The organism is Bacillus tuaregi (genome assembly GCF_900104575.1).
Lineage (GTDB): Bacteria > Bacillota > Bacilli > Bacillales > Cytobacillaceae > Bacillus_BD > Bacillus_BD tuaregi.
On the sequence record NZ_LT629731.1, the window covers coordinates 3,657,126 to 3,669,829 of the forward strand.

At 40.5% G+C, this 12,704-nt stretch carries 13 protein-coding genes; 1 reads left to right on the forward strand and 12 read right to left on the reverse strand.

Annotated features, from left to right (window positions below):
* Window positions 1-54 precede the first annotated feature (54 nt).
* The 10 genes from BQ5321_RS20050 to BQ5321_RS24125 all read right to left on the reverse strand — a co-directional run bounded on the left by BQ5321_RS20050 (window position 55) and on the right by BQ5321_RS24125 (window position 9,286).
* On the reverse strand, window positions 55-687 hold the full coding sequence (locus BQ5321_RS20050; RefSeq protein WP_071396161.1) for a response regulator transcription factor: 633 nt from the start codon (window positions 685-687) through the stop codon (window positions 55-57).
* On the reverse strand, window positions 680-1,717 hold the full coding sequence (locus tag BQ5321_RS20055; RefSeq protein ID WP_071396162.1) for a sensor histidine kinase: 1,038 nt from the start codon (window positions 1,715-1,717) through the stop codon (window positions 680-682). Before BQ5321_RS20055 ends, BQ5321_RS20050 begins: the two co-directional genes overlap by 8 nt.
* Entirely contained in the window at window positions 1,714-2,454 is a 741-nt protein-coding gene (gene liaF / locus BQ5321_RS20060; RefSeq protein WP_071396163.1) for a cell wall-active antibiotics response protein LiaF, read from the reverse strand. Before liaF ends, BQ5321_RS20055 begins: the two co-directional genes overlap by 4 nt.
* 108 nt (window positions 2,455-2,562) lie before the next feature.
* Window positions 2,563-3,225 carry a PspA/IM30 family protein gene (locus BQ5321_RS20065; RefSeq protein ID WP_071396164.1) on the reverse strand — a complete coding sequence of 221 codons (663 nt, stop codon included), beginning with the start codon at window positions 3,223-3,225 and terminating at the stop codon, window positions 2,563-2,565.
* A gap of 59 nt (window positions 3,226-3,284) precedes the next feature.
* Window positions 3,285-3,629 carry a lmo0954 family membrane protein gene (locus BQ5321_RS20070; protein WP_071396165.1) on the reverse strand — a complete coding sequence of 115 codons (345 nt, stop codon included), beginning with the start codon at window positions 3,627-3,629 and terminating at the stop codon, window positions 3,285-3,287.
* A 168-nt stretch (window positions 3,630-3,797) separates the two neighbouring features.
* Window positions 3,798-4,928 carry a trans-sulfuration enzyme family protein gene (locus tag BQ5321_RS20075; protein ID WP_071396166.1) on the reverse strand — a complete coding sequence of 377 codons (1,131 nt, stop codon included), beginning with the start codon at window positions 4,926-4,928 and terminating at the stop codon, window positions 3,798-3,800.
* Window positions 4,929-5,055: 127 nt separating this feature from the next.
* Complete coding sequence (locus BQ5321_RS20080; protein WP_071396167.1) at window positions 5,056-6,249, reverse strand: Ger(x)C family spore germination protein; 1,194 nt, start codon at window positions 6,247-6,249, stop codon at window positions 5,056-5,058.
* Window positions 6,246-7,847 (reverse strand): spore germination protein, encoded by a 1,602-nt coding sequence (locus tag BQ5321_RS20085; RefSeq protein ID WP_071396168.1) that lies wholly within the window; start codon window positions 7,845-7,847, stop codon window positions 6,246-6,248. Before BQ5321_RS20085 ends, BQ5321_RS20080 begins: the two co-directional genes overlap by 4 nt.
* Before the next feature lie 30 nt (window positions 7,848-7,877).
* The gene (locus tag BQ5321_RS20090; protein WP_071396169.1) at window positions 7,878-8,993 is read right to left on the reverse strand and encodes a GerAB/ArcD/ProY family transporter; all 1,116 of its coding nucleotides are present in this window, start codon (window positions 8,991-8,993) and stop codon (window positions 7,878-7,880) included.
* 62 nt (window positions 8,994-9,055) lie between these two features.
* Window positions 9,056-9,286 (reverse strand): hypothetical protein, encoded by a 231-nt coding sequence (locus BQ5321_RS24125; RefSeq protein WP_139187836.1) that lies wholly within the window; start codon window positions 9,284-9,286, stop codon window positions 9,056-9,058.
* A 307-nt stretch (window positions 9,287-9,593) separates the two neighbouring features.
* Here BQ5321_RS24125 and BQ5321_RS20095 point away from each other — a divergent pair, with 307 nt between their 5' ends.
* The gene (locus tag BQ5321_RS20095; protein WP_071396170.1) at window positions 9,594-11,123 is read left to right on the forward strand and encodes an FAD-dependent oxidoreductase; all 1,530 of its coding nucleotides are present in this window, start codon (window positions 9,594-9,596) and stop codon (window positions 11,121-11,123) included.
* 84 nt (window positions 11,124-11,207) lie between these two features.
* On the opposite strand, the gene BQ5321_RS24870 is transcribed toward BQ5321_RS20095, so the two are convergent.
* Both BQ5321_RS24870 and BQ5321_RS20100 read right to left on the reverse strand, forming a co-directional pair.
* Entirely contained in the window at window positions 11,208-11,342 is a 135-nt protein-coding gene (locus BQ5321_RS24870; protein WP_261798746.1) for a hypothetical protein, read from the reverse strand.
* Window positions 11,343-11,463: 121 nt separating this feature from the next.
* Window positions 11,464-12,624 (reverse strand): DEAD/DEAH box helicase, encoded by a 1,161-nt coding sequence (locus tag BQ5321_RS20100; RefSeq protein WP_071396171.1) that lies wholly within the window; start codon window positions 12,622-12,624, stop codon window positions 11,464-11,466.
* Window positions 12,625-12,704: the final 80 nt, after the last annotated feature.

Sequence of the window (12,704 nt, forward strand, 5' to 3'; positions counted from 1 at the left end):
AAGACAAAATCTATAGATTTGTTCAATAAAAAAGACTGCCAAAATGGCAGCCTTTTATTGAACAAGAGAATGTTTAAATGCATAGATAACAGCTTGTGTTCGGTCCTGTACCTGCAATTTACTAAGAATATTACTCACATGTGTCTTAACCGTTTTGAGAGCGATAAAAAGCTCATCAGCGATTTCCTGATTGCTTTTCCCTTCCGCCATTAGAAGCAGAATTTCCATTTCCCTGCTCGTTAAATCCTCATGCAGCTCATAGTGCTGCTTCTGTCTCATTTTCATCATCATTTTACCGGTTACTTCTGGTTCTAATATCGATTGACCGCTATATGTAGAGCGGACAGCATCAGCAATTTCACTAGCCTTGGATGTTTTCAGCATATAGCTGGTCGCACCAGCCTCAAGAGCAGGATAAACCTTCTCATCATCTAAAAAGCTTGTGACAATGATAATTTTTGCTTCCGGCCATTTGGCAATAATCTGTCTTGTTGCTTCGATTCCGTCCATTTCCTTCATGACTAAATCCATTAAAATGATGTCTGGTCTTAAGCTGAGCGCTAAATCTATCGCTGTTTTCCCGTTATCCGCTTCACCAACCACTTCGATATCCGGCTGAGCAGCTAAATAAGACGAAACACCAATTCTTACCATTTCATGGTCATCAACAAAAATTACTCTAATCATGATTCTCACCTTCAATTACGGGAATTTTTACTTCAAGCCGGGTGCCTTTATTTTTCAATGAAACAATTTTTAAATTGCCACCAATTTCAACGGCTCGGTCATGCATATTCTGCATACCGTAGGACCCGGCTTTGTCTTCATCAACATCAAACCCAATCCCATCATCAGACACTCTTAAAATAATAAAGCCATCTCTTTTAATCAGCAGTACTTCTAAGAGACTTGCTTTCGCATGACGAAGCGTGTTGGATACAGATTCTTGTAGGATACGAAATAAGTGATCCTCGACGCCCTTTTCAACTGGGAACTCCTCTATTTTCCATTTTATGTTCATTGTAACCTTTTGAGTTAGTTCTATTAGTAATTCTTCGATTCCTTCCTGAAGTGATTTTCCTTTTAATGCAACAGGTCTTAAATGAAGCAGCAAAGCCCGCATCTCGAGCTGTGATTGATGAATCATTTCTTCTACAATCTTCAACTGCTTTGTTTCGCGATCATCTGAAGCCTGCTTAGTTTCATTGATTGCTGACATCAGCATCGAAGCACCAAATAGCTGCTGGCTGACCGAATCATGCAGCTCACGAGCAAGACGGTTTCGTTCCTGTGAAATGATTTCCTGGATTCGGTTTTCCTGTTCTTCAGCAGCCTCAGTTGCTAACCGCTGCGACACCTTTGCCTGCTCGGCGATTTGCTTTTGGATCTTGTTCATTCTTTTTGAAATCGATTCAATTTCAGCAAGCGAAGTACCATCACTCTCTAACGGTCTTCCCTCTTCGATTTGGTGCAGCTTATCATCGATCATTTGAAGCTGCTTCCGCCAATAATGCCCTGAAAAAAAACCAAATACAGTTCCAATGACAATACTGAAACTCGGAACAAATAAAATATAAGGGATATCGAGTACTTCCCTTTCCCATAGGTCACTCCAGCTTAGCAATGGAAAAATAAAAAACGTTTCACCCGCCACAAAGATGAAGATTAGAAGGGATAAGGCGACTCCAATGAGAATCTGGCGCATAATTATACTCATACGCGCTTCACCTCAATATCACCTATCATCATTGAAGTGAATATCTTCACCTTTTGATTCGCTTGCTCATATTGAGAAGTTTCTACTTTAATGATTCGATTGACTAAAGAAGTTTCGTAGAAATCCAATATTCTTGCAGAGCCAAAAAGGACTGAATGTTGTACACTCACCTCAACATCATACGGAATCAAAACCGTGACCTTCCCCATTATATTACGTATAAAGATATCGGACTCTCCCTTTGGTAAAACCGTGTTACTTAGATCTATGAGACTGTCCCCTACACCACATTGAATGTTCACATCATTCCATTCATAGACATGGTCTGGTGTTTGTTGATTGCCAAAGAAGCGGTTTTGAAACAGCGGCTGCTCCTTTATCATTGTTTCCCCGCGATAACCAGCTTCATCAGTTTGTTCATTCATGATAGGGAGAATCGTATTGGTCTTTTGTTTCCTGTTCATATATTGAAAAATAAGAAAGCATAGCAGTGCTAGCAGAAAAAATTTAACAGCCATCATATTGATAACATTGATAAAAAGGAGAAACAAGCCAGCCCAAAACAGTAGCTTTCCTGTTTTCCTAGGCATCCGTTTTCTCCCCAGATACACCATTCCTATCGCAACGATAAGGGAGAAAATCAAGCCACGGTTAAAAAAGAACACATCTAACAACACAAAGAATGCACCAATTAAGACAATCCAGCTGAGATAGTCACTTTTTAATTTTTGCAACAAACCGTATTCCTCCCTTCTAGTTATGATAGGAAAATCTTCACTATCTCGAGTTCCAAATGTTTCTAAAAAGGCGTAGTAATCCACGCCTTTTTAGAATAACAGTTTCTTTTATGAAATTGAACTTGTTTCTTCTTTATCCAGCTTCAATGTTGGAGTTTGTTTTTCTAGCTGGGCAATTCTTTCATCAATTGTGTTTTGATAATAAGAGCGGTTCACATCTTGCTCTAAACGGTCAAGATATGTTTCAATCTCTTGAAAACGAGAGTATGAGCCATTTGAGTACGCTTGGTTATCAAGAACCTGATTCATTTTGTGCTTCGCCCGGGTCACATTTTCTCTTCCCATTAATTCCAAGCGGCGGATATTCATATCCTTCAGCTTATGCTTCATTTGCTCATATTTTTGCTCTAAATCTGTAAGCTGTGCATTTGCCTGATTCATCAATTCATTGATATGGGCAGCACGCTCTTCGAAATGTTGCTGTTCATTGGCTGCAAATTGATAAAGCTCCATTTCACCTGCTTGAGAAGCTACTTCGGCTTGATGTTTACGTTTAGCTGCCATTTCAACAGCATTTTGATATTCACGAGTAAATTCATCCTTCAATTGATACTGGCGTTCTACAAGCTTACGGACCTTTTCTGTTTCTAGCTCGCATTGTCGTAAATAATGATTTAGCAATGCGATTGGATTTTTTTTCTCCTTATGATCTATCGCCTGATGTAAATCTGCCATTACAGTATCTTTAATGCGGGTAAATAAATTTGCCATTTGATATTCTCTCCTTTTATTATAGGTATTTTTAATGTAGTAAGAAACCATATTCTCTTTTAGTATTTATTTAGCTGAGACCATTGCTTTTCAAAATTCACGAATGGATCATCAGATTCTTCGATAATGTTTTTTGGTTTATTCCAATTTTTATATACAACATATAGAACGTATGCAGCGGCAATTCCTAATACAGCCGGTATATTCGATGCTGATGCCATTAAAGCAACGAAACCAATGAACCCCCAGCCGATTTTCATTAAAATGGAATCTGTCTTTAAAAATTGTTTGACGACAAAGTAGAAAATCGCTAAACTGATCACCAATCCTACCATCGGTCCAATATTATGCAGTAACACTATTGCTGCGATACCTCCAGCTAAAAGCAACCCAAATTTTTTCATGTTTTGTTGCCTCCTTTCTTGATTACATCTTACCTTTTTCACGGAATTCCTATAACGAACCTAAAATGTATTTTCGAGTAGGTCTTGAGGTGTAGACGGGTTCAGACCTTCTTCTAATAAAAAAAAGCTAAGGAAATTTCCTTAGCCTTTTAAGAAGTATAGGTGGTTTTAAGCATTCTCTAATGCCTGGGTAAATACATTAATGATATCTTCTTCCGCTTCAATGCCTACTGAGATCCGAACAAGACCCATTGTGATACCAAGCTCTTCTTGTGCTTTCTTCGGTAGTGCACGGTGCGAAGTGGTTAAAGGGTGAGTCACAATGGTTTGAACTCCTGCAAGGGTTGGAGCAATTTTCACCCATGAAAGCTGGCGGAAAAATCCATTGATATCCACGGTTTCCTGAAGTTCAATGGTTACGATGGCACCATAGCCATCTTCCCCATGCTCAAATGGATAATACACCTGTTTGATGAATGAATGTTCACGCAATGCCTCGGCAAGCTTTCGGGCATTTGCGGATTGCGCCTTCATTCTTAAGGCCAATGTTTTGATTCCCCTGCAGGTCAGCCAGGCTTCAAATGGGCTGAGATTGGTACCAAGATTCACAATTTTAGCGGTCGCTTTTTCAATCAAGGCTTCGTTACCCACCAATACACCTGCCGTAACATCACTGTGACCGCCGATATATTTGGTTGCACTATGTACGACTAAATCAATCCCTTTCGTATATGGCTTACAATGATATGGGGTTGCAAATGTGTTATCAACTAACGTTGTCAGGCTATATTTCCTCGCTAAATGGACTACTGCCTCTAAATTTTCCACCCGCAATGTCGGGTTCGTAATGGACTCTGTATAAAGCAGCTTTGTATGCTTCTGAATAGCTGCTTCTACTTTTTCCAAATCGGAAAAAGGCACAACCGTGACTTCAACACCCAAATCTGCTAGCTCCCCGGTTATTAAATGAAAGCTGCCGCCGTATAAATCATCAGCAGCCACAATATGATCACCACTTTTTACAACAGCCAAAATCCCGGCAAGAATCGCTGACAAGCCTGAGGATGAGGCAACCCCTGCAGGTGCTTCTTCTAATCTGGCAACTGCTTCACCGAGCTCATCTGTATTCGGATTTCCTACCCGTGAATATAGGTAATTCCCATTTCCCTGGTAATAACCTTCAAGTTCGTCTAAATCATTGAAGGTAAAAGCTGTAGTTTGATAGATAGGGGTAATTTTACTTTTAATTGTACGTGTTTGCTTGTTTGTTTGATGCAAAATTCTGGTTTCAAATTTCATGTCTTTTCATACGACCTTCCATGTAATATTGTCGAATCATCCATCTTTCTTATCATATCACCTTTTTCTAAAAGGTTCTCTATCAGTATGACAACAATGAAAAAAGGGCATCATGCCGATGCCCTTTTCATTTTGTACCCTCTCTTTCTAGGAGACCTTTGGACAATAACCCTGATCTTCTTAATTTCACATCTACCGTGACATCAATTTTACTTTCCTGAAAGACCTCATCCCAATTTTCTTGAAGCTTTTTATATGCCTTCGGATTTTCCCGTTCAATTACCTCACCGAAACCGAAAATATCCACTCCGTATTCCTTTTGAACAAGGTGAATCATTTTTTCGATTCTCTCTTTTAGATATTCCTCTGACAGCTTTTCAAATTTCAAGTATGTGCTAACTTCATTTAATGGATCCTTGCATTGATTACTATTCACGAGGCCTTCTATTCTAATATGCAGTTGAATATGCGGACGTCCATTTTGAACAAACCCTTTTACCATTGTCCGTGAATGTGTTGCCCTGACAGCCATGTACATATCCTCCTCGCACGGAACGCTGAATATGGTTGTTTTCACCTTATCTTGCGTCCAAAGGTAATCCCTTGTTTCCTCAACCGGTAGCGTGCCGACGTATTTTTCGCCGCGGAACATGGCGAGCGAATCGATTTCAACCATTGCGTCAGGATCGGATTTTTGCATATTTTCAACACTTGAGCCTTTTTTAGGGTCTCCATTGATGCGGACAGCAGCCATAACTGGCTGACGTCCGGAGGAGGTAAATGCATTAACAAAATCTGTTAATCGAATATCAGGGTCAGATCCCCAGAGCTTTGCCGATTTTAATTGCCTAGTCAGCTTTAACGAGGAGGATTTTTGAAGCGTATATAAAACCTTTAAAACATTTGCTGCTTTCCCATCTACCAAGATGAAATTAAAGTCATCTCTGATTTCCCTATTTCGATCGAGAAAATCCAAAAATTCCAACATGCCCTTTTCAGCAAGTGTTTTACTTATGACAACCGTTTTCATATGAGAGAAAACTAATATTTTCGAAAAGCCGATATTCATTTTATGTGAAAGCTCAGCCAATGTATTTCCTTCTAAAGAAAACGTCACGGTCGGAGAATTTCCGCTTGCTGTCTGTTCATTTAATTCGGCCGCATTAATCGCTTCGATGGTTAATTTGTATTTTCCGTTATCCCCGATATCTACCGCCATACCTATGGCCAGCGATATCGTTGCCAGATCTCTCTGATCCCAGCAACCTGCTAACAGCAGGATATTCAATATAAGAACAATGGATATGCGTTTCTTTTTCATCCATCATTTCTCCTTTGCATATCTGGAGGCGAATTGGAGCCGGTTCGCTCCTGTTTAGCTGGTTTTTCTGTCCTTAAATAGCTTGGCCTTCTATTCATGCCCCAAAAAGGAAACCGGATAAAGACATCCTTTTGGTCCTTAAGACTGAAGGGTGCTACGGGCGCTAAATAAGGAACACCGAATGAGCGCAAGGAGCTTAAGTGTGCCACCATGACAACTAAACCTAAGAGTACCCCATAAAGTCCTAAAAACCCGGCGATAGGAATTAAGAGGAGCCTTAGAATTCTCGTTGCTGCAGATAAACTGTAAACGGGAGCTACAAAATTAGCTGTGGCGGTAATTGCCACAATGATAACCATAATATTGGAAATAAGTCCTGCTTCCGCGGCAGCCTGACCAATAACAAGTGCCCCAACAATCGAAACCGTCTGCCCAACCGCCCTTGGCATACGTATTCCAGCCTCCCTCAGGATTTCAAATGTTAATTCCATAATCAGAACTTCGACTACAGCAGGAAACGGTACGCCTTCACGTTGAGCCATAATATTAATCAGCAAGGGGGTAGGCACCAGCTCCTGATGGAAGGTCAAAATTCCCACATATGCAGACGGAACAATCAAAACAATCATAAAGGAAATATAACGAATAATTCTGAGGAAGGTTGAAATGGTGTAATGGTGATAATAATCCTCAGAGGAAATAAAGAAATCAGTAAACACAACCGGAATCAACAGGGTAAACGGTGTTCCATCAACAATAATACATATTTTACCTTCCATCAGCTGCCCTGCCACTGTATCTGGACGTTCTGTATTAAAAGCCAAAGGAAAGACCGTAAATGTTTTATCCTCGATGAGCTCTTCAATATTACCCGATTCAAAAATGGCGGCAACCCTTACTTTGTTCAACCTACTACGGACCTCTTCAACGATTTTATCATTAGCAATGCCATGCATATAGCCAATAAACACCTTTGTTTTTGTTTCACTTCCCAGGGTGAACTCTTCAAAGCGCAGATTGGAATTTCGAATTCTGCGCCGCACTAAGGTCATATTAATTGAAGCAATTTCCACAAAGCTGTCTTTTGGTCCTCTAATCACCGTCTGCGAGGTTGGCTCGGCCACTTGGCGAATATTCGAATTGGGCATTGATATCGTTATATAGGAAGGAAAGGTTTTGAGGGCCATGATGATGCTTCCATTTAACATTTCGTCGCTGACTTCCTCAAGGCTTTGAACCAATTTAAATCCGCTGCCTGCAAACAGTTGCTCACAAAATTCTGCTATACCCTCCTCTGTTGTTAAATCAAAGGAGGTTCGCTGATAGGTATGCTTGTTCATGATTGTATTTTGCAATTGGCTATTGTCCACAGCGGTCGAAAGATAAAACAGCATGCCATCGTTTTCTGCTATCTTCATCGGCTCTATCATTAAATCCGCTGTTTGGCCAAAAGAGCTGAGGATATATTCTTTTAGCCTTCCAATATACTTACAATCTTCCTGCTGTCTTATTTCTTTTATTTCCTGGTTCATGGAGGGTTTTTTTGTCTCTTTTTTTCTCCGTCGAATCCTGACAAGCGGTTTATCCTGAGTCAACACCTCACCCCCATCTCAATCTTCTGTTAAGGCTTAGCCGGCCGGCTTATTTACTGCAGATTGTTTTCGTTTATTTTTCCAAACAATGGAGCCAAATAAAAAAAGCGGAATCACAAACTGCATCGGTGGATGCAGATATTTTGTTACAAATATGATTCCTTCTTCCAGATGCTCAGCAAAGTTTTCCGCCACCCAGATGGAAAAGCATGAAACCGTCATGCCAATTGGAAAAGTAAAATTACGATATGGAATGCGAAAAATATACTCAAGTCCTTTCAATCCAGCATAAAAGAAAAGGGAACTTTTTACTAAAATCCCTAACATCATGATAAAAACTACAAAGGCGTCTGTTCGTTCAATAAAATTGGCAACAGAAATCTTTCTTGCCGCAGACAGCAAAGGAAATTGTGAATACTGCATCGTGTCTGCTCCTAAAGCAAGAAGCACAATAAATGAGGCAAAGGCCAGAAAAAGACCGGCCATGATAACCGCCATAAGTGTTGCCTTTTTTGCCTTTTGAAAATGGGTTATACTTGACAAAACTACTGTAAAGACAATCAATTCACCAAACGGAAAGGTTATAAGACCTGGAAATATGCCTTTAATGACCGGTATTATTCCATTACCGAGTATGGGCCGTGCATTTTGAAAGTGGATTCTGCCGCTGGCAAACAGAAAAATAATAATCAAAAACAAAAAGCCGATTAAATAAGGGAAGAAAACTTCCGATACCCTTGCCAGCACCTCAATTCCAAGATAGATAATATAGACAATAACAAGCATGACAGTCAGGACGATGATTTCAATCGGTGTAAGGGGCAAAACCGAGGTACTAATAAGTTCTGCAAAATCCCTGTTTAGTCGTGAAGAAATATAAAGAAAATAAATGATATATAAAATAGTGAAAAATACGGCAACAGGTCTGGAAAATCCGAACTCCATTAGTTCATATAGATTATGGTTTGGAAGCATATGATTCAAGGTGTAATAAAAATACATAAGTCCTGTACCTAACCCAGTCGCGATAACAATTGCTACCCAGGCACTTTGTCTAAGCTCCACTCCAACCCCCATGATCATGGCACTTCCTAGTAAAAAAATAAAGATTAGGGCTACTAATTGGGAGAGTGATAAATTTTCCTTTTGCATGCAAACACATCCTCTATTAAAGAAAGCACTCGAATATATGATGACGAACAGCCAGTTAGGGGTTAAGGATTCTTCGGATGCCCTTTCTTGCGTTTAATTCGAACATCGACTACTATCGCCCATACGAGGCCGCTTAAACAAGTCGAGTAGAGAATGATTCTATCTTGAAGAAGCTGATATCGAAATAACTGATAAAATACCTCTAAAAAGGTATAGTCGAATAAAACTGTATCAATACAAGTAATCAAGCTTCCTAACAAAATAAACACAGCTAAGTATGATATGGTAACCATCTTCCACCTCTCAAATCAAAAAGCCTTCCTTCATCACCCCTTATCATGTCAAACAAAAAGAAATTTTATCCAAAAAAACCAAAACTTAAAAGACTCATAAAAAACCAAGCATCAGCGCTTTAACGTATTACCCGAGCGGGGGTCAGGCCCCCAGTGCTTTAACGCATTACCTGGGCGGGGGACTGTCCCCCAGCGCTTTAACGCATTACCTGGGCGGGGGACTGTCCCCCAGCGCTTTAACGCAATGTATATATCTGCGGTTGGTTGGGGAAATTACCTTTATATGTTATGACAGGAGGGGTTTCCCATGAATGATTCATCCTATTCGCTGCCTCAATTTCCTGAACCGTATTGGCAGGAGGTTTCTCTACCGACATCGGAGCCATTGACAAAGGATATATCCGTTGATGTCGTTATTGTTGGCGGAGGGATTACTGGAATTACAGCGGGATATCTTTTAAAGCAGGAAGGCTTAAACGTTGCCATCCTAGAAGCAGGAAAGATTTTAAACGGCACCACCGGCCATACGACGGCAAAGGTAACGGCTCAGCATGGTCTAATCTACGATGAACTCATTTCACATTTTGGTGAAGAAAAAGCAAAGCTTTATTATCAATCAGCTGAAAGCTCATTGAACTTCATTCAGAATCTTATCAAGGAGAAAAATATCGATTGTGATTTCAGCCAGGAGGATGCTTATCTTTACGCGACAACCGATGAGTACGCCGGTAAACTTAATAAGGAAGCAGAGGCCTACAAAAAACTCGGAATTAACGGCGAACTCCATGATACCATTCCGTTTGACATCCCAATCAAGAAGGCACTTTCCATGAAGGAACAGGCACAATTTCATCCATTGAAATACTTAAAGCAGCTTGCCCTTGAATTTCTTGAAGCTGGAGGACATATCTTCGAACAAACCACCGCGACAGATATAGAAGAGGAAAATGATATACCCAAAGTTATAACGAGGGATGGTTATATGGTATCCTGCAAGCAGGTAATCATCGCCTCCCACTTCCCTTTCTTTGACAAAGAAGGATTATACTTTACAAAAATGTACCCTGAACGATCCTATGTCATCGCTGTAAAGGCTGGCAAGGAATTCCCCGGCGGAATGTATGTAAGTGTTGACAACCCGATCCGCTCCTTACGCTATACACCGGTTAAGGGAGAACCGCTCATTTTAATCGGAGGAGAAAATCATCAGACAGGCCAGGGCCCTGATACACTGCAGCATTATCAGGCTTTGGAAGCCTTTGCTGAAAAAACATTGGGAATCAAAGAATATGCATATCGTTGGAGTACACAGGATCTGATTACACTTGATAAGCTTCCATTTATTGGCCATATTACAGAGCAAAAACCAAATATTCTCGTCGCAACCGGCTACCGAAAATGGGGAATGACAAACGGTACAACTGCAGCCATACTATTAACTGATATGATTCTTAATCGGCAAAACCCATACCAAGACCTATTTTCACCTACACGGCATAAAAAAGCGGATCCATCTATCAAAAAGTTTATCAGCATTAATGCAGATGTTGCCGGTCATTTATTAAAAGGAAAGCTTCAGTATTTACCGACGAATCCAAGTGATTTAGTTCATGATGAAGGTGCACCCATCATGTATAACGGCGAGCGTGCAGGAGCTTATCGTGATATCAATGGCCATCTTCATATCGTTGATACCACCTGCACACATCTCGGCTGTGAATGTGAATGGAACCACGGTGATCGGACATGGGATTGCCCATGCCACGGCTCCCGGTTTTCCTATGACGGCGAAGTAGTTGAAGGCCCCGCCAATAAACCGCTACGACGTATTCAATAAAAGCCTGCTTTTTTTACCCTATAAAGAACATCAAAAAAAACAAGGTCTTCCCAAGTGGAAGCCTTGTTTTTTCATCTTTCCATGTTAATCCAACGTTGGTCTTGCGCCTCTTTCTTTCGTAACTGTTTGAAACTCGACTAATTCTTCACTTGTACGATTTGCCTCTTTTTTATTCTTATTTCGCTGGGCGTTTGCATTACCGCGTTTCGTTCTTCCCATACTAACTACCACTCCTTTAAAGTCAGCTTACAGTGGTAGTATGACTCGTTTTTAGGAGTTTATTCTAGGTAAGCTCTAAATCAAATTCGCCCGTCGGAATAGCGTCCGAATTCTTATAATCTTAACGTTTAATCGGAGAACGAGATTTGCCCTCAACAATATCCTCGCCGTGGAATCTCTTCATTGTCGGTTGGACACCTATTTCTTTTGCGAATTTCTTCAAATCACGCTCTTCCCTTTCTGTCACTAGTGATACAACCGTCCCGGCTGCACCAAACCTTCCTGTCCTTCCAGAACGGTGAACATACTGATTTATATCCTTTGGAAAATCATAATGGACAACATGGGTAATCCCTTCAATATCAAGACCCCTTGCAGCTACATCGGTTGCAATCAGCATCGATGTTTTACCATCGCGAAAAGAACGTAATGCTTTTTGCCGTTCCATTTTATTCAGATCACTGTGAAGAATACTGACATTTATTTTCTTGAATTGCAGCTTTTCAGCGAGAACGTTTAAATTCCCAATATCCTTGACAAATACCAGTGCTTTTAGCGCTTTCAAACGAGATATTTTCTCAAGCAACTTAATCTTTTCCCTCTGTTCACTGATAAAATAAATATGGTTCACCTTTTCTGCATGAATGGTGGCATCCTTTTTCACTGTAATGATTTCTGCCTCATTCGTAAGCTCCTTTGCTAGCCCTACGATTGAATCAGGCAAGGTCGCTGAGAACAGAACAACTTGTCTATCACTTAGAGTCGATTTCACGATCTGTTGGACTGTACCGGTATGTTCCGGTACAAGCAGCTGATCACCTTCATCAAGGACAACCATTTTCACCTCATGCATCTTCAGCTTCTTTTGTTTAATTAATTCAAGTACACGGCCTGGTGTGCCGACCGCGATATGCGGATGCTTTTTTAGCTTTTCTAACTGTCTCTTTACATTCGCCCCACCGATAAAGGAAGCACCTCTAATACCACTGCCTTCCGACCATTTTTGGATTTCGTTAAGAATTTGCATGACGAGCTCCTGTGACGACGCTAGAATGACTGCCTGCACAGCCTTTTTCTCTGGATCAATCATGTTTAGTACTGGCAGCAAATAGGCTAAAGTCTTTCCGGTACCTGTCGGTGATTGAGCTATGACATCCTTTTTTTCCAAGATGTGCGGAATAGCATAAGATTGAATGGACGTTGGCTGCGCAAAGCCTGCATTCTCCCACATCTGCTGAATAGACCCTTTAAAGCTTTTAATTAGTTGTTGATTTTCCCTCATCCTAATCTCCTTTATTAATAAATAGAGTTTCGTCAAGTTACTGTTCGCTTCATTATACTATTACTGCTTTTAAGATAAAA